Annotated in this window: 19 protein-coding genes, 1 pseudogene and 1 riboswitch; of the genes and pseudogenes, 10 read left to right on the plus strand and 10 right to left on the minus strand. The window is 36.3% G+C overall.

The genetic code is table 11. The features are described 5' to 3' along the window. Positions 1 to 52: 52 nt before the first annotated feature. Together NSS74_RS00575 and NSS74_RS00580 are read left to right on the plus strand one after the other, a co-directional pair. Positions 53 to 1,282, plus strand: a complete 1,230-nt coding sequence (locus NSS74_RS00575) for an ATP-binding protein (RefSeq protein ID WP_061688346.1) — start codon at positions 53 to 55, stop codon at positions 1,280 to 1,282. 25 nt (positions 1,283 to 1,307) lie between these two features. Then, positions 1,308 to 2,525, plus strand: coding sequence for an ATP-binding protein (locus NSS74_RS00580; protein WP_061688345.1), 1,218 nt, complete (start codon positions 1,308 to 1,310; stop codon positions 2,523 to 2,525). 230 nt (positions 2,526 to 2,755) lie between these two features. Here NSS74_RS00580 and NSS74_RS00585 read toward each other — a convergent pair whose 3' ends face one another. The 3 genes and pseudogenes from NSS74_RS00585 to NSS74_RS00595 all read right to left on the minus strand — a co-directional run bounded on the left by NSS74_RS00585 (position 2,756) and on the right by NSS74_RS00595 (position 4,367). Continuing rightward, the gene (locus NSS74_RS00585; protein WP_340813096.1) at positions 2,756 to 3,763 is read right to left on the minus strand and encodes a collagen-like protein; all 1,008 of its coding nucleotides are present in this window, start codon (positions 3,761 to 3,763) and stop codon (positions 2,756 to 2,758) included. Positions 3,764 to 3,918: 155 nt separating this feature from the next. Further along, positions 3,919 to 4,122, minus strand: a pseudogene (locus NSS74_RS00590) (Nif3-like dinuclear metal center hexameric protein); the annotation flags it as partial. A 62-nt stretch (positions 4,123 to 4,184) separates the two neighbouring features. Then, on the minus strand, positions 4,185 to 4,367 hold the full coding sequence (locus NSS74_RS00595) for a hypothetical protein (RefSeq protein ID WP_002143482.1): 183 nt from the start codon (positions 4,365 to 4,367) through the stop codon (positions 4,185 to 4,187). A 211-nt stretch (positions 4,368 to 4,578) separates the two neighbouring features. On the opposite strand from NSS74_RS00595, the gene NSS74_RS00600 reads away from it, so the two are divergent. Then, on the plus strand, positions 4,579 to 4,902 hold the full coding sequence (locus tag NSS74_RS00600; RefSeq protein ID WP_002089124.1) for an iron-sulfur cluster biosynthesis family protein: 324 nt from the start codon (positions 4,579 to 4,581) through the stop codon (positions 4,900 to 4,902). A 113-nt stretch (positions 4,903 to 5,015) separates the two neighbouring features. Further along, on the plus strand, positions 5,016 to 5,921 hold the full coding sequence (locus NSS74_RS00605) for a DMT family transporter (protein ID WP_340813097.1): 906 nt from the start codon (positions 5,016 to 5,018) through the stop codon (positions 5,919 to 5,921). Between the two features lie 28 nt (positions 5,922 to 5,949). Here the strand turns inward: NSS74_RS00605 and NSS74_RS00610 are convergent, their stop codons facing one another. Further along, positions 5,950 to 6,171 (minus strand): hypothetical protein, encoded by a 222-nt coding sequence (locus tag NSS74_RS00610; RefSeq protein WP_002034446.1) that lies wholly within the window; start codon positions 6,169 to 6,171, stop codon positions 5,950 to 5,952. Between the two features lie 289 nt (positions 6,172 to 6,460). Here NSS74_RS00610 and NSS74_RS00615 point away from each other — a divergent pair, with 289 nt between their 5' ends. Next, the gene (locus NSS74_RS00615; protein ID WP_002089121.1) at positions 6,461 to 6,844 is read left to right on the plus strand and encodes an ATP synthase subunit I; all 384 of its coding nucleotides are present in this window, start codon (positions 6,461 to 6,463) and stop codon (positions 6,842 to 6,844) included. Between the two features lie 685 nt (positions 6,845 to 7,529). Here the strand turns inward: NSS74_RS00615 and pckA are convergent. Continuing rightward, positions 7,530 to 9,116, minus strand: coding sequence for a phosphoenolpyruvate carboxykinase (ATP) (pckA, locus tag NSS74_RS00620; protein ID WP_002034448.1), 1,587 nt, complete (start codon positions 9,114 to 9,116; stop codon positions 7,530 to 7,532). A gap of 228 nt (positions 9,117 to 9,344) precedes the next feature. Next, a riboswitch (SAM riboswitch) is annotated at positions 9,345 to 9,466 on the plus strand. A 169-nt stretch (positions 9,467 to 9,635) separates the two neighbouring features. On the opposite strand from pckA, the gene metK reads away from it, so the two are divergent. Further along, positions 9,636 to 10,835, plus strand: coding sequence for a methionine adenosyltransferase (metK, locus tag NSS74_RS00625; protein WP_002015707.1), 1,200 nt, complete (start codon positions 9,636 to 9,638; stop codon positions 10,833 to 10,835). A 115-nt stretch (positions 10,836 to 10,950) separates the two neighbouring features. On the opposite strand, the gene NSS74_RS00630 is transcribed toward metK, so the two are convergent. Together NSS74_RS00630 and NSS74_RS00635 are read right to left on the minus strand one after the other, a co-directional pair. Continuing rightward, complete coding sequence (locus NSS74_RS00630; protein ID WP_002067721.1) at positions 10,951 to 11,133, minus strand: hypothetical protein; 183 nt, start codon at positions 11,131 to 11,133, stop codon at positions 10,951 to 10,953. Between the two features lie 6 nt (positions 11,134 to 11,139). Beyond that, a complete protein-coding gene (locus NSS74_RS00635; protein WP_002067722.1) occupies positions 11,140 to 11,319 on the minus strand; it encodes a hypothetical protein in 180 nt (59 codons plus the stop codon). A 206-nt stretch (positions 11,320 to 11,525) separates the two neighbouring features. On the opposite strand from NSS74_RS00635, the gene NSS74_RS00640 reads away from it, so the two are divergent. Then, positions 11,526 to 12,035, plus strand: a complete 510-nt coding sequence (locus NSS74_RS00640; RefSeq protein WP_002143478.1) for a MogA/MoaB family molybdenum cofactor biosynthesis protein — start codon at positions 11,526 to 11,528, stop codon at positions 12,033 to 12,035. Further along, positions 12,032 to 12,634, plus strand: coding sequence for a molybdenum cofactor guanylyltransferase (locus NSS74_RS00645; RefSeq protein WP_002143477.1), 603 nt, complete (start codon positions 12,032 to 12,034; stop codon positions 12,632 to 12,634). Before NSS74_RS00640 ends, NSS74_RS00645 begins: the two co-directional genes overlap by 4 nt. A 282-nt stretch (positions 12,635 to 12,916) precedes the next feature. On the opposite strand, the gene NSS74_RS00650 is transcribed toward NSS74_RS00645, so the two are convergent. The 3 genes from NSS74_RS00650 to NSS74_RS00660 form a co-directional block, all read right to left on the minus strand. Further along, positions 12,917 to 14,059, minus strand: a complete 1,143-nt coding sequence (locus NSS74_RS00650; RefSeq protein WP_033709516.1) for a glycosyltransferase family 4 protein — start codon at positions 14,057 to 14,059, stop codon at positions 12,917 to 12,919. Between the two features lie 12 nt (positions 14,060 to 14,071). Beyond that, the gene (locus tag NSS74_RS00655; protein WP_002034412.1) at positions 14,072 to 14,602 is read right to left on the minus strand and encodes a phosphatase PAP2 family protein; all 531 of its coding nucleotides are present in this window, start codon (positions 14,600 to 14,602) and stop codon (positions 14,072 to 14,074) included. Between the two features lie 145 nt (positions 14,603 to 14,747). Then, positions 14,748 to 15,260, minus strand: a complete 513-nt coding sequence (locus NSS74_RS00660; protein WP_002015678.1) for a gamma carbonic anhydrase — start codon at positions 15,258 to 15,260, stop codon at positions 14,748 to 14,750. Between the two features lie 74 nt (positions 15,261 to 15,334). Here NSS74_RS00660 and NSS74_RS00665 point away from each other — a divergent pair, with 74 nt between their 5' ends. Both NSS74_RS00665 and NSS74_RS00670 read left to right on the plus strand, forming a co-directional pair. Further along, positions 15,335 to 16,138 carry an alpha/beta hydrolase gene (locus NSS74_RS00665; RefSeq protein WP_002129529.1) on the plus strand — a complete coding sequence of 268 codons (804 nt, stop codon included), beginning with the start codon at positions 15,335 to 15,337 and terminating at the stop codon, positions 16,136 to 16,138. A 37-nt stretch (positions 16,139 to 16,175) separates the two neighbouring features. After that, a complete protein-coding gene (locus NSS74_RS00670) occupies positions 16,176 to 17,240 on the plus strand; it encodes a tetraprenyl-beta-curcumene synthase family protein (protein WP_340813100.1) in 1,065 nt (354 codons plus the stop codon). The last annotated feature ends 17 nt before the right edge of the window (positions 17,241 to 17,257 follow it).

The following is a 17,257-nucleotide window of genomic DNA, read 5'->3' on the forward strand; positions in this document are numbered from 1 at the left end:
CTATGAAAATCATTTATTATAATAAATGGTATTCTTTTGAAGGGGTGTTGAAGTGGAAGAGAGTTTTCTATCAGCTAAAGAAGAAAAGAAAAACGCTAAGATTTTCTTATGGGTAATACATGTTATTTTAATTGTATACGAGGTTGCATACGCGATTATATTAGAAGATACAATGCCTTTAGCAAATTGGCATAAAGGGATATGGAAGCTTGCATATATTATGGCTATATTAGGTATTAGTGTTTACTTATTTGAGAGAGAAAAAGCATATTTAGTTAAATATACATATTTATTTGCATACATGATCGCAGAGACTTTTAATATTGGATGGTATGCTTTTCATAATAGAATAGCATTTGATGAAGGGAATGTAATTGAATATATTTTCATTTTCTTCGTACCGATCTTTTTGAGTAAAAGATATTTATTTGTCTTAGCGCCATTCCTTATAGGGAAATATATGATATACCTATTTGTATTTGGAGAACTTAACCTGTTTATGTCTCTTGTTATAAATATGGTGTTACTTTTCGTGTCATTTATTATTTTAAATCGATTTTTACAATATCTTTCAGCAGTAAAGGGACGTATTGCAGAGGCAAGTCAGTCACAAAAATTGGCGGTTATCGGAAAAATGGCAGCGACAGTCGGACATGAAATTAAAAACCCACTTGCTTCATTAAAAGGGTTTACGCAATTACAAAAAGAGAAACACGAAAAAGATGCAACATATGAACAAATGATTCTCGAAATCGAAAATATGAATAATATGATTAGTGAATTAATGGAGGTTGCTACATGTAAACCTTCTGTTTATGAAAAACACATTGTAAGTGATGTTTTAGTACAAGCGGTAGAAAACATGCGCGGAAAAATGAACGAGTTAAATATAAATTGCACCTTTAATGAAGAACAAAATAGAAGTGAAATTGAATGTGATAAACGCAAATTAAAAGGAGTATTTTTGTATGTTATTAAAAATGCTTTAGAGGCAATGGAACATGGCGGAACATTAAAAATACAAGTTGAAAATAAAAAAAGAGATTATGTAATAGTAAGTATAGTAGATAGTGGTTTTGGGATAAAAAAGGATAATTTAGGACGAGTTAAGGATGCTTTTTATACAACGAAGCAAGATAGAATTGGATTAGGTCTTACGGTAGCAGAGCGAATTGTGACAGAGCATCTTGGAGAATTACACATTTCTAGTGAAGTAAAGAAAGGAACGAGAGTAGAAATACTGCTCCCGAAAAAATGTGAGCGCAATGTGACACAAGATTAAGAGGTGTTGTTAAAGGAGTTATCATATGGAAAAAGGCAATATATTTGAAAAAGAAGAGATAAAGGCATTAATAATATTTTTAAGCTTATTCTTCGTTATATTTTTTGCGTATGATTTTGCTGAAAAGGCGATGGTCCTTTTAGCAGATAAAAATCAAAAACTAGCAGATGCGTTTGGAGAAGGATTAGGTTTATGGCTATATAGTTTGATGGTTGGATTATTCTTTATAGGACTTTATTTTATGAAATGGAAAAAGCCGTATATTGTGAAGTATATTATTTTAATTGGCTATAATATATTGGATTTTATTAATAACTTCATTATTTATTACGGAAGTGATGCGGAATTTGATGGCGGGAATATAGTAGAAGGATTCTTTATTTTATTTGCACCGATATTTGTGAATAAGAGGTACTTTTGGTTAGTTGCCGGAACTATTGTTGGAAAATATGCACTTATGGGATTCGTTGTTCAATCCTTTATTGTTCTTATCCCAATAGCATTATATAGCGTGTTTGTTATTATATGTTGGATTATATTTTTAAGATTCCAATCTTACGTTCGTACACTTGAAATGATGGATAAAGAAATACGAAATGTAGAGAAATTAGCAATGGTTGGAAAAATGGCGACAGTAATTGGCGATAAGATTAGAAGACCGTTAGAAAAATTGAAAAAACTTGTGAATAAGCAAGCGGAAAAATATCCAGAAGATAAAATTTATAGTGAAATTATGAGGCAGGAAGTAGAGCGAATTTATACAATTGCTACAGAACTAAATGGGTTTGAGAAATCTAAATCGGTAGAATCCGAAACGCATAATATTAAAGAAATCATCTCTTATGTTATCAGGGTTATGGAAAAGCCAGCTTTAGAACAAGGGATAAAAATGCATGCTATTTATAGTAAAGATATACCATCAATTACATGTGAGGAAAAACGATTGAAACAAGTATTTTTTAATTTAATAAAAAATGCGATTGAAGCAATGTCAGTTGGCGGAACTATTACTGTAAAAGTTATAGTGGAAGATGTGATCATTGTTCAAATTATAGATGAGGGATGCGGCATTCCGAAAGATAAAATTCCGAAGCTAAATGAAGCTTTTTACACAACGAAAGAAACTGGAACAGGCTTAGGATTAGTAGTTACGGAAAAAATTATTAAAGATCACCACGGTAAATTGAACTTTGAAAGTGAAGTTGGAGTTGGAACGACTGTTGAGATTATGTTACCGATTTAATTATAGTGGGAAATTTTAAAAAGGGGAAATCACTTTCTTGAGAGTGATTCCCCTTTTCATTGTAGAGGGGATGTTTACAACATTGACAAACTGTACAAATTCACAATCCAAAATATGGGTGTTTTAAAGCGAGAGTATATAATGAATTTGTCTGTTATTTGTTTCATTTATTTGTAATTTTTTGCCTCGGTAGCGAGGTTTTTGTGAAATCAACGATTTGTAAGTGTGGGCTATATATCAGTGATTAGAAAAATAGAATATACAGCACTTGCCGTAATCCCGGGGGTAATATAAAGAGATATCGCATCCCCCCTCGAAAACAGGTTTCCGGTTGTGATACTAGTCCAAGTTACAGTGGCAGGTCCAGGTGCTGGAGTAGGGTTATACACTTGAGGTTGTCTAGAGCCAATATCCGTAGGTTTAATTGAAAATGTCATAGTTCCCGTAATTTTATCTGTAGTAGTTAAAGTAATAGTAGATAGGATGTAACTAGAGGTAGGGGCAGAGAGGTTTGTTGGGACATTCCTGCAAATATCAATCGTATAAACAGCAGCGGGTAAGTTATTAATATTTATAGATGTAGCAAAACCAACTATATTTCCAGCTCCAGCAGTTACATACGGAATAACGTTAGAATCAATTCCTGGAGAACCTGCTATACGTTGAAACCCAGCATTCGTCCCTTGAAAAACAATACTTTTCGTTGTTGAACTACCAGCAGGTCCAGCAGGTCCAGTAGTTCCAGTAGAACCAGTGACTCCAGTAGTTCCGGTAGCTCCGGTAGAACCAGTAGAACCAGTAGAACCAGTAGAACCAGTAGAACCAGTAGAACCAGTAGAACCAGTAGTTCCGGTAGAACCAGTAGAACCAGTGGAACCAGTGGAACCAGTAGAACCAGTAGAACCAGTAGAACCAGTAGAACCAGTAGTTCCGGTAGAACCGGTAGATCCGGTAGATCCGGTAGAACCACCTTCTACCAATACGATATAATCTTGAGACACATTCGGAAATCCTTGAGGTGCATCTTTTTTTACAACATAGCCGCTACTCGTGTAAGTGACAACTTGTCCCTTTTTATAGTTAGGAGCGGCTGCTAGACTAAAAGCGGTAGTACTTTGCAAACCGGCCCCGGTAGGCCCGGCATTGCCAGTAGGTCCAGTAGCACCAGTAGGTCCAGTAGCGCCGATAGAACCGCTGTTGCGTCTACCGTCACAACTAAAGCAATTGCGTTGGTACATATATTATCTCCTTTCTATATTTTTGAAAATCTAGTTTTAAAAGTAGAACTACTATATATATATTGTAGATTCTATATTTTGTGTGGTGGATCGTATTGTATTTATAGATTTTAAAAATAGGGGAGGTGTTATTAGTTTTATAACCACCAGGTCTCCTACGGAATCAAAGTAACATCTACATCAAAATTCTCTTTAAACCAATCATACATCAATGTCTCTTTCACTAAATATTCAGAGGCAGAGTGTGACACACCGATGAGTGACATATTTGTTTCTTTCGCATAATCCATAATGAGTGAGTATTTATGCCTACCATAATCATTGTCGATATGGCAATGGATTTCTCCTGTAATAAATGATTAAGTTATTGTTCTATTTCTTTTAAGGCTGGCATGTTTGGTAATCCTCCTTAAGATAGTTCTTACTTTGTTAGTTGTTTTTGTTTTTTTATGGAAAAATAAGAAGCGGATAGGAAACAAATAAAACCTAGAATCCAGCCAATAGAAGGAGAATAGGGAAGTATATGTTGTAATACCATTCCGCTAGAAATAAAAAAGTTACCTAATAGACCTAAGAAAATGAGATATCGTTGTAGTTTGAACATCAGTGATACACCCTCCTTTATCACGCATTAACTGCCCGTAAAAGCCTGATTGGCGAGGGCTAATAATCAGAAGGGGATGGATAACTCCCTGATTAAAGTTTCACTTTATCACATATATTTTATAGTAGTCTTAATTTTCCGCATATAAAATTCAAGAAAAATGGTGGTACAATATATAAATGATACGAGAAGAGAGGATGTAGGTTAACACATGTACGTTACTGTAACAGAGGCAGCATATAAAAAGATTATGGATACGATTCCAAGTGAAACGAAATATATAAAGTTATTTTATGATAATGAAGGTTGCGGTTGTGTTATGAGCGGGATTATTGATTTAGTAGCCGTTTCAGAGAAAGATGAGCGCGATGTAGATATCGAATCAAGCGTACTAAACTTTATTGCAGATCGTACAAAGCTTGTATTTATGGATGATAAATTAACAGTTGATTGGCATGAAGTTGGAGGGACTTTCCAGCTGAAGAGCCCAAGCCAGTTTTATAATCCGAATATGAAGTTACATGTTCGAGTATAATGAAGAGAGAAGGAGTATATAATATGCTCCTTTTTCTTATGGATTTTTTCACATAATGAAATGTACATATAGTTGAATTTTCTGTATAATTCTCTTTGCGGAGGGGGTTGCGCATGAAAAGATGGGGAATTGAGTTATTAATTTTAAGTGTCGTTATTATTTGGGGGATTAACTATACGATTGCGAAATATGGACTTTTAGAATTTACAGCAATAGAGTTTACTGCAGTTCGAATGATGACAGCAGCACCACTACTGTTATTACTTACGTTCTTTATCGAAAAGTCACTTTATATGGAGCGAAAAGATATACCAAGATTAATCATCGTTAGCGTTGTAGGTATTGTACTGTATCAAACGTTATTTATGGAAACTGTAAAATACACATCCGCTACAAATGCTTCTTTACTCATATCTATTTCACCTATTTTTACAACTTTATTTGCGATTTTCTTGAAACAAGAAAAATTTTCTTCTCGAAAGTTAGTTGGTTCCATGATTGCCTTTATTGGTGCTACATTAGTTTTAGTAGCCGGGCATTCACTCGCTAGTTCTTTCTACGGAAATGGGATTGGACTTATTACATCAATATGTTGGGGACTTTATCCCGTTTTAGCAGGGCCGCTTATTAAAAAATACTCAGCATTACGTGTTATTGCATGGTCGACATTAGTTGGAGCGATTCCGCTCTTATTGTTAAGTGGTCCACATGTATTTGTCATGCCATTTCACATTACACACGGAATGACACTATTTGCTTTACTATATTCTGTTTTCTTTGTAACAGTATTCGGTTTAGTCATGTGGTATGTTGGTGTTCAAAAAATTGGTGCGTCACATACGATGGTATATATGTATATTACGCCGCTTGTAGCTGTTTTATTTGCAGCTGTATGGGCAAATGAATATGTATCGTTTCAACAAATAATCGGTGGAATCATCATTTTCTTCGGTCTATGGTTTGTGAAATCAGAGAAAGTAGAAGCTAATTCTATCGTGCAAGAACCTATATCAAAATAGGAAAACAGATCACCTATGATCTGCTTTCCTATTTTTTTATTTTTGGTAAAAATACGAGGAATAAAATGGCAGTAATAAGTGGGATTAAATTAAGAAAAGGAATGCGGAAGAGTGTAATAAGAATAATACCTGGAAGAAGAACACCGAGGACAGCATAGAAAATACTATGTTTTTTCGTGTACCAATACAAGGAAAGTCCAATAAGTGCAGGAACAATGAGATGAATGAGAGCCATTAAAAAATAAATCATTAGACGCCCCCTTTATTTATGTGCTTATTACATCATATCCGTATGTTCATAGATTGATATCAATTTTTTCATAATTGGACGAAAATGTTTTGAAAAACGTCACATTTATGAGGGATTCTATATTAGAAATCTTGTATAATATTATTTCCTAAAAGCATTAAAAAAACATAAACATACTGTTTATGTTTTTTAAATTTGAGTGAAATGAATTTTAAGTATCATAGACTCGAAAGAAATGAGTTATATAGCTTTGGTTGGATAGATAAAAACTATTGAAGGGGAGTACAATATGATTAGTATGTCATTAAGGTCGTTTAAAATTCAATCGTATTATCTACTAGGTATTCTGTTATTAGGCTGGATGTTAACACCGTTTTCAGCACATTTTCTAGGTGCAGGAATTGGACTTATTGTAAGCATGTATTGTGTTTGGATTTTAGGAAGGCGTATCGAAAAGCTTGGAGATAGTATAGTAAAGAAGACGAAAGCGCCGACGCTTGGTATGTTTAATCGCTTTGCAGCTGCAATTTTGGGTGCTATTATCATGTACGAAATTGAGCATCATATGGTAATGTGGGCATTTGCAGTAGGTATTCTGGGTGGTTATTTCTTAATCGTTATTAATTTAGGTTATTATAGTATGAAGGATGAAGAAGAATTAACAAAGGGCTGAAAAAGATAAAAAGATAAAAAGCCTCTTTTTAGATGGAACAGAGGATCCAGCGGTGGATAGAAGCGGTTAGGGCCTTTTTTAGCCACATGCGGTGCGAAACCAGAAGGAGCAAGTGAGCGAGAGATCTCTTTATATTTTCAAAGCCTTGATTTGTATGTGTGAAAATCCGAGTATATCAATTGAAAATTAGGTTTGGAACTTTTTTAGATGGAATAGAGGATCTGGCGATGGATAGAAGCGGTCAGATCCTTTTTTAGTCCCATGCGGTGTGAAACCAGAAGGGTGTAGTGAGTGGGAAAATAGTTTATATGTTCGAAGCCGTGGTTTGTATGTATGGAAATCCGAGTATATAAATTGAAAATTGGGCTTGGGAATTTTTAAGTTGGAATAGAGGATCTGGCGATGGATAGAAGCAGTCAGATCCTTTTTTAGTCCCCTGTGGTGTGAAACTAGAAGGATGTTAGTAAGTGGGGAATAGTTTGTGTGTTCGAAGCTGTGATTTGTATGTGGGCAAATTAAAGAATATATAGAAAGAAGCTTACTCGGAAAACGTAAGCTTCTTTTTTATGTAAGTGTGTGTAACCGTTAAGCCGCATTGGGTTTTGTCGGTGAGTACGCGGAACTTTACGGTTACACGACACTTATTCATATGAGTAAAAGGGTTATTCCAACAGAAAATTTGTAATTAAGCGATTGGACCGCCTAAGTTAATAATAGCTTCAGAAACGCTATCGAATTTTTTGAAGTTTTCTTTAAATTCGTTTGCAAGCTCAATTGCTTTCACTTTGTAAGCATCTTTATCAGCCCAAGTTTGTTCAGGCATTAATACTTCATCAGGTACACCTGGAACATGACGAGGTACTTCAAGGCCAAAGATGTCGTGTTTTGCAGTTTCAGCTTTAGCAAGTTCACCGCTTAGTGCTGCTTGAATCATTGCACGAGTGTAACCTAAGTTCATACGTTTACCAACGCCGTATTCGCCACCAGTCCAGCCAGTGTTTACTAAGAATACTTTCGCATCATGTTTCTCGATTTTTTCACCAAGCATTTCAGCATAACGAGATGCATCAAGCGGTAAGAACGGTGAACCGAAGCAAGTAGAGAATGTAGCTTGCGGAGATGTAACACCGCGCTCTGTTCCTGCTAGCTTACTAGTGTAACCGCTTAAGAAATGGTACATAGCTTGCTCTTTTGATAACTTACTGATTGGAGGCAATACGCCAGATGCATCAGCAGTTAAGAAAATAATTGTATTTGGATGTCCTGCAACACTTGGCAGTACGATATTGTCAATCGCATGCATAGGGTATGCAGCACGTGTATTTTCTGTTAAAGTAGTATCGTTATAGTCAGCGATGCGTGTTTGACCATCAATGACAACGTTTTCTAAAACTGAACCAAATTTGATTGCATCGAAGATTTGTGGTTCTTTCTCATGAGAAAGGTTTACACATTTTGCATAGCAACCGCCTTCAATATTGAATACGCCGTTATCAGACCAACCGTGCTCATCGTCACCGATTAATTTACGGTTTGGATCAGCAGATAATGTTGTTTTGCCTGTTCCAGATAAACCGAAGAATAGTGCTACGTCGCCTTCTTCGCCTACGTTTGAAGAGCAGTGCATAGAAAGAATGTCTTGTTCAGGTAGTAAGAAGTTCATAATAGAGAAGATTGATTTTTTCATCTCTCCAGCGTATTCTGTACCACCGATTAGTACGATACGTTTTTCGAATGAAACCATAATGAATGCTTCAGAATTTGTACCGTCAATTGCTGGATCTGCTTTGAAGTTTGGTGCAGAAACAATTGTGAACTCTGATTCGTGAGTTGCTAATTCTTCTTCATTTGGACGAATAAATAATTGATGTACGAACAAATTATGCCATGCATATTCGTTAACAACTTGAATTGGTAGGCGATAGTTGCGATCAGCGCCAGCAAATCCTTTGAAGATGAATAACTCTTCTTTTTCTTTTAAGTATTCTAAAACTTTTATATATAATTTATTAAAATGTTCTTCAGAGATCGGTTGGTTCACGGCTCCCCAAGCAATTTTGTCAGCAACCGATGCTTCCTTCACAATAAATTTATCCTTAGGAGAACGTCCTGTGTATTTTCCTGTTGAAGCAGAAACGGCACCAGTAGAAGTTAATTTCCCTTCGTTTCGCATTAATACTTTTTCCACTAATTGCGGAACACTTAATTGAATCTGTGCATTGCTTCCGTTCAATAATTCATGTAAACCAATTTGGACATTCACAGTACTCATATTTATATACCATCCTTTTCATTTAATGAAATATTTCTCGTAATCCCCATCAATAGTATAACACAATTATATAAATAATGTATACTATTTATTTATTTTTGTTTGTGTGAATGTATCATTTCCCTATTAATATTTCATTCTATGGGTATTGAGAAAAACTTTCAGGAAAATGTGAATATTAATTGACAAATGAATATCATTTCTTTAGTATAGGTTGGGACGGATACTCTCTTATCCCGAGCTGGCGGAGGGACAGGCCCGATGAAGCCCAGCAACCTCATTTGTAGTGGTAAATACAGGTGAATAGGTGCTAAAACCTGTGCGAGGCTAACGGTCTCGAACGATAAGAGCAAAGGGCAAAAAGCAGTATGCAAGTAGCAAATTAAACCTTTCCTCTATGTTAAGTAGGAAAGGTTTTTCTGTATGCTTGTGTGGGAGAATAAATGTATGTCGCAGTTTGTGGCAAATTAAGGATGAGTTCCGTACAATATATACAATTACTGTAGGGAGGTTTACCACATGACAAAAAAACGTCATCTGTTCACATCTGAGTCTGTAACTGAAGGACATCCAGATAAAATTTGTGACCAAATTTCTGATTCAATTTTAGATGCGATCTTAGCAAAGGACGCAAATGCACGTGTAGCTTGTGAAACAACTGTAACAACTGGTTTAGTATTGGTAGCGGGGGAAATTACGACTTCTACTTACGTAGATATTCCAAAAATCGTTCGTGAAACAATTCAAGGCATTGGTTACACACGCGCAAAATACGGATTCGATGCAGAAACTTGTGCAGTTTTAACATCTATCGATGAGCAATCTGCTGACATCGCTATGGGTGTTGACCAAGCACTAGAAGCACGCGAAGGTCAAATGACTGACGCTGAGATTGAGGCAATTGGTGCGGGAGACCAAGGTTTAATGTTTGGCTTCGCATGTAATGAAACACAAGAATTAATGCCACTTCCAATCTCGCTTGCTCACAAATTAGCTCGTCGTTTAACTGAAGTACGTAAAGATGACACATTATCATACTTACGTCCGGATGGAAAAACGCAAGTTACAGTTGAGTATGATGAAAATGGTAAACCTGTACGTGTGGATACAATTGTAATTTCTACACAACATCATCCAGATGTTACGTGGGAAGAAATCGATCGCGATTTAAAAGAGCACGTAATTAAAGCTGTAGTTCCAGCAGAATTAATGGATGGAGAAACGAAATTCTTCATTAACCCAACTGGCCGCTTCGTAATTGGTGGACCACAAGGTGATGCTGGTTTAACAGGACGTAAAATCATCGTTGATACTTACGGTGGATACGCTCGCCATGGCGGTGGTGCATTCTCTGGTAAAGATGCAACGAAAGTTGACCGTTCTGCAGCATATGCAGCTCGTTATGTTGCGAAAAACATCGTAGCAGCTGGTCTTGCTGACAAAGCAGAAGTACAACTTGCATACGCAATTGGCGTAGCACAACCAGTATCAATTTCAGTTGATACATTAGGCACTGGTAAAGTATCTGAAGACGTATTAGTAGAACTAGTTCGTAACAACTTCGATCTTCGCCCAGCTGGTATTATTAAAATGCTAGACTTACGTCGCCCAATTTACAAACAAACAGCAGCTTACGGCCACTTCGGACGTACTGATGTAGATCTTACATGGGAACGTACAGACAAAGCAGCTACTTTAAAAGAGCAAGCTGGTCTATAATATATGAAAAAAAGCTTTGCGCTGTGTGCGCAAAGCTTTTTTTATTTGGTTTTATCCCGTAAAAGCCCGATTGGTTTAACTAATAATCAGTGGGGAAGAACAAAATCCCCACTGATTAAAGTTTCACTTTATTTACTACTTGAATACAAGAACTACAATAAACTTCCCCGTCTAGCTCAATATACTTCTTCATATTTGTCATACCACTTGCCGGAAATGGCATATGAATCCACGCTTTTTCATACGTTTGTATTTCCTTTTCACATGATTTACAAAGGATTGGTTTCTTACGGAACATAGACGGTCACCCTTTCAGTTGGCGTGCTTTTCCTGCGCAAAAAGCACTGCTCAGTAAAAATAGCGTTGCGAATATAATACTCACTAATGTAGCGTATGGAATTGCTCCTTTTAGAGAAAAACCGACAGTGATGGAAGCAACAAATAAGAGGATGAATGTTGTTGTTAATTTTTTGTATAGTTCCATAGTGAGTGAACCTCCAAATTATTTTGTAATTTAAAATGAAATCTACTATGTAGAAAATATAAGGGGATTTAAAGAGTAGCTAATGGTGTGTAGTCCAGGCGTATATACTTATATTGTATCACGGTGCATCATTGGCTTCATACATAATTGTGTAAAGATATGTATGATAAAATGAAGAAAAGTCTTTAGGAAAGGAAAGATGAAAAATGAGTGTAACTGAACATAAAAAACAAGCTCCAAAAGAAGTGAGCTGCAAAATCGTGACGATTTCCGATACACGTACGGAAGAGACGGATAAGAGCGGACAACTATTACATGAATTATTAAAAGAAGCAGGACATAAAGTGACCTCTTATGAAATTGTGAAAGATGATAAAGAAAGTATCCAGCAAGCAGTGTTAGCAGGTTATCATAGGGAAGACGTTGATGTCGTGTTAACGAATGGCGGAACTGGTATTACGAAACGTGATGTAACGATTGAGGCAGTGTCAGTGTTATTAGATAAAGAAATTGTTGGATTTGGTGAGTTGTTCCGTATGATAAGTTACTTAGAAGATATCGGAAGTAGTGCGATGTTAAGTCGAGCAATTGGCGGTACTATTGGGAGGAAAGTTGTCTTTTCAATGCCAGGATCTAGCGGAGCGGTTCGTCTTGCGATGAATAAGTTAATTTTACCGGAATTAGGTCATATTACATTTGAGCTGCAACGCCAATGAGTAAGTGTGCTGGAATTGTATTAGCAGGAGGTATGTCGAGCCGATTCGGTGAGCCGAAAGCGTTAGTAGGCTGGAAAGAAAGTACTTTTATTGAGCATATTGTGAAAGTAATGGAAAGCGCTGTGCAAGAAATTGTAGTCATTAGTCATACTGATATAAAAGAGAGAGTAGAGCAATTAGTACAAGTTCCAGTTATAGAAGATATGTCGCACTATAAAGGAAATGGGCCACTTGCTGGAATAGTGTCAGGAATGGAATACATAGATTCAGATTGGTATATTATCATGCCTTGTGATGCACCGAACGTTTCAAATGAATGGATTACCATTTTATTAGAGCAAACGAGCAATGAATATGATGCGGTTGTACCTATTATTAATGGAAGGAAACAACCGTTACTTGCAGCGTATCATAACCGTGTGAAAGAAAAGATTTATGCTTTGCTTCAGGAAGAAAAAAGAAGTATGGGTCAGCTTTTATCACAATGTAATGTGAAATATATTGCGGGTGAAGATGTACAAGCGAATGTGGATTGGTTTATAAATGTGAATACGAAAGAAGAATATGTACAGGCTCAAAAAGACCTTTCAAATGAATGAAAGGTTTTTTTGATATACAGAAATTGGGGAACAATTACTGTATAAAGGTATGTGAGTAAGTTGATTTTAAGGGGAATCTCTTAAAATCATCATACAGTAAAAATACTGTATAACCATATATTAATTTTTATGGGTTTTTATTACAAGTCTGTTTAGTTATGTGTTTTTTTGTTATAATGAATATAAGAATAATATGATACTTCACCTTATGTATCATTTATTAAACTAAAATTTCCAGTTATGTAATAAACCCTCTTCATGTTATGAAGAGGGTTTTTCTGTTTAAGCGAGTAATTCTGATGCAGTGTTCTGAAGGACTACTTCATATTGGTCAAGTAAGCCACGAAGGATCTCATCCCAGCTTTTTGATTTAGCATAAGACGAAGCTGCTATGCCCATTTGCATAAGTTGATCTTCATTTTGCAATAAAGAATTGATGGAGGATAGAAAGGAATCTATATCTTTTGGTGGACAAAGAATTCCCGTTTTTTCATCTGTAATAATATTTTTAACCCCGCCACTATTTGCTCCGATGACAGGTGTACCGCATGCAAATGATTCAAGTACGACATTTCCGAACGTTTCAGTAGCTGATGGAAATACCATCATATGAGAACAAGCATATGCTTCAGCCAAATCCGTGCCTTGTAAATATCCAGTAAAAGTGACATTTGTTTTCGGAACAGCTTCACGCAAATTTGTTGCTAGAGGGCCGTCTCCAGCGATGAGCCAATGAATATCGTCACGTTCTTTGTTTGTCGTTTGAATAAGTGTTTGAAGAGTATCGATATCTTTTTCAGGAGCAAGGCGTCCGACGTAGGAAAGAATATATTTCGCTGTAATATTATATTTTTTTCGGAATAGGTCTTTATTGTAAGTTGGATGAAAGAGAGTACAATCTACACCACGTCCCCAAATATAGAGCTGTTGAAATCCTTTTTTCTTTAATTGATGTAATGTTTCAGGAGAAGGAACAAAGTTTTTTTGCATATGACTATGAAACCACCTTAAATAGTTCCATAGCATATTGGAGAGAAATTCGATTTTGTAATAACGTAAATAGGCGTCAAAATCAGTATGATAAGAACCGACAACTGGGATATTTAGCTTTTTGGCATAATATAACCCACAAAGTCCCATATTGAAAGGCGTAGCGATGTGAATGATATCAGGTTTAAAGGCAAGAAGTTCCCGCTTAATGCGCGGAGTAGGAAAGGCAAAGCGACATTCTGGATATAATATTGTTAACGGGATACTTCTCATTTTGTTCACATTCGCTACGAAATTATCTTCTGCCGTATGCTGAGGGGCGAAAACAGAATAGGCGATATTTTCTTTTTGGAAATATTTAGTTAAACGTTCCAAAGTTTTCGCCACACCGTTGACTTGTGGTGTAAATGTATCGGTAAAAATGGCGACTCTCATCATATCGCTCCTTTACATGAGTGGAATGAGTTGATAAAAAGAGATGATGCCAGAGCAAGTGCCAAGGCACATGCCTACAAATACATCTGACGGATAATGAAGCCCTAAATAAATACGGGAAATACCGACGCATAATGCTAACGGTAATAGAAAAGCAAGCAAGTTTGGATTATAGCAAATAAATGGAATGAGGACAGAGAAAACAGCCGTTGTATGTCCGGATGGAAAAGAATGATCTTTTAATGGATGAACTGGATATTTCGCATCCTGAATTGTTAAATAAGGGCGTTTTCGTGGATACCATCTTTTTAATATTTGCACAGGAATATGGCTAATTGTTAAAGAAATAGCAGTTGCAATTGCAGCTTGATGCAAATTCCCTGTTGCGAAAATTAAAAAGAATAGGGTAAGTGCAATGGAAAAACTTGCACCACCGATATGGGTAATATTGCTGAAAAAGATGTTTAATGTTTTTTGATCAAAGTAGCGATTAATTCCTTTGAAGATGTAACATTCTATTTTATATAGTCCACTGACCTTCATGAGATTTTTCCTCCCTCATTTACATATATATGGAGTTATTAACTTCTATTTTAATAAGATTTTATTGAGGGGATAATAAGGTTTTGTAAAGAAAAAGTTAGATTTTTTCATAAAAAAAGCTGCCAGTCTTATGGCAGCGATAAAATCACTTTTGTAACGATTTATAATATTGTCCTTTTTCAACGTATTGTGTGCGGATACGTTCCATATCTTTACGGTCTTCTTCTGTTAATTCGCGAATGACCTTCGCAGGGCGACCGAAAGCTAACGTATTAGGAGGGATTTTCTTTCCTTGTGAAACGAGACTACCAGCACCGATGAAAGCTCCTTCACCAATTTCAGCGCCATCTAATATGATAGATCCCATTCCGATTAAAGCATCTTTTTCAATTTTGCAGCTATGTAAAATAACTTGATGCCCAACGGTAACGTCATCTTCTAAAATAAGAGGATACTGGGGGCTTTGGTGAAGTGTACATTGATCTTGTACATTTACTCTATTTCCAATTATCGTTGGTGATACATCACCGCGGATGACTGTATTAAACCAAATGCTAGATTCTTCGCCAATTGTCACATCGCCTGTAATGGTAACATAGTCAGCGATAAAAGCACTACTCGCAATTTTCGGATTTTTTTCTTTGTAAGGATATATCATGTAAAGCCTTCCTTTCCTAGAGACTAGTTTTAGTGTATCAAATTATGAGAAAGAGTGAAATGGAGGAGGTCCGTATGTGGAATTATGAAGCAGAGGAAGCGAAAGCTGTAGTCGTTATCGTGCACGGCGCAATGGAATATCACGGACGTTACGAAGCTATAGCAGAAATGTGGAATCATATCGGCTACCACGTTGTGATGGGAGACCTTCCATCACATGGAACGACTTCGAGAAATAGAGGACATATTGATTCATTTGATGAATACATAGAGGAAGTTAAATTATGGGTGAAAGAGGCAAGGAAGTATCGATTACCTATTTTTATATTTGGTCATAGTATGGGTGGTCTTATTGTCATTCGTATGATGCAAGAAACGAAGAGAGAAGATGTAGATGGTATTATTTTAAGTTCACCATGTTTAGGTGTATTAACTGGACCTTCTGCTCCGCTTCGAGCTGCCTCAAAAATATTAAATGTTGTTGCTCCAAAATTGCAATTTGCAACGAATCTTACAGTGGAAATGTCAACTCGTAATCATGAAGTGAGAGATGCGATGGAGAATGATTCATTGTTCTTGCGCAAAGTATCAGTACGTTGGTATAGTGAATTGATTAAGTCTATCGAAATTGCGCATAAAAAAATAGGCGATTTTCCAGACGTTCCACTCTTGCTAATGCAGGCTTGTGAGGATAAACTTGTAGATAAAACACGTGTCCGTACTTGGTTTGATAATGTTAAAATAAGTGATAAGGCTTTTAAAGAATGGCCGAATTGTTATCATGAGTTATTAAATGAGTATGAGCGTGATGAAATTTTGAATTATATTCAGTCATTTACTGAAATACGCATCAATAACATAATAGAAACAAATAAGTAAATTATTTGTACATTGAATAGAGGAGATGAAGGAAGAAGTGAACGTACCGAGTAATCCCATAACGCTCATGGCGAAAGTATACCGTGATGTGTTTCCGGTAGTACACCATGAGCTAGCGATGTGGAAAGAGCGTGCCTACCATATTCCGAATGACGAGCTTCATAGTCAGGCAATCGCAAGTATTGAGAATAAAACGTTTCATTGCGAGGGCGGTGGCATTTTAGCGCTACTAGCAAATGAACATCGTGAGGAATGTATTCGTTTTATCGTAGCTTATCAAACGATTAGCGACTATTTAGATAATTTATGTGATCGTAGTACATCACTTGACCCGAAAGACTTTGCGGCTCTTCATGAGTCGATGGTAATGGCATTAAGCCCTGAAGTTGAAGGGGGCGGTAACTATTATCGTTATCGTGATGATCAAGATGATGGTGGTTATTTAGATGAGCTTGTTGAAACATGTCAGGATGTTTTAAAGAAAACGAAGCATTATGATAAAATTGCTCCAATTCTTCATGAACTTGCTTGTTATTATTGTGATTTGCAAATTCATAAACACGTGAAGTTAGAGGAAAGAGAACCACGCTTAAAAACATGGTTTGAAGCACATAAAGAAAACTTACCAGAGATGAGTTGGTTTGAGTTTTCAGCATGTGCAGGTTCTACGCTTGGAATTTTCTGTCTTGTAGCATATGCATTTCATGATGAGTTACATGAAGAAGATATTGTGAAAATTAGACAAGGGTATTTTCCATACGTACAAGGACTTCACATTTTACTTGATTATTTCATCGATCAAGAAGAAGACCGTATCGGCGGAGATTTGAATTTCTGTAGTTATTATGAAAACGAGCAAGCTATATTAGATCGTATGAAACATTTTGTAGAAGAAGCAGAGAAGAGCATTGGTGATTTGCCTCATGCGAAGTTTCATCGTCTCATAAGCCGAGGATTACTTGGTATTTATTTATCAGATCAAAAAGTATCAGCGCAAAAGAATATGCACAAAATGGCACGGCGCATTGTAAAATACGGAGGGCTCACTTCACGATTCTTCTACTGGAACGGGAAGATGTACCGAAAGAAAATGGCGCAGTGATGAAGAAAACCACTCTT

Source organism: Bacillus sp. FSL E2-8868, from assembly GCF_038005505.1.
In the GTDB taxonomy this organism is placed as follows: domain Bacteria; phylum Bacillota; class Bacilli; order Bacillales; family Bacillaceae_G; genus Bacillus_A; species Bacillus_A mycoides.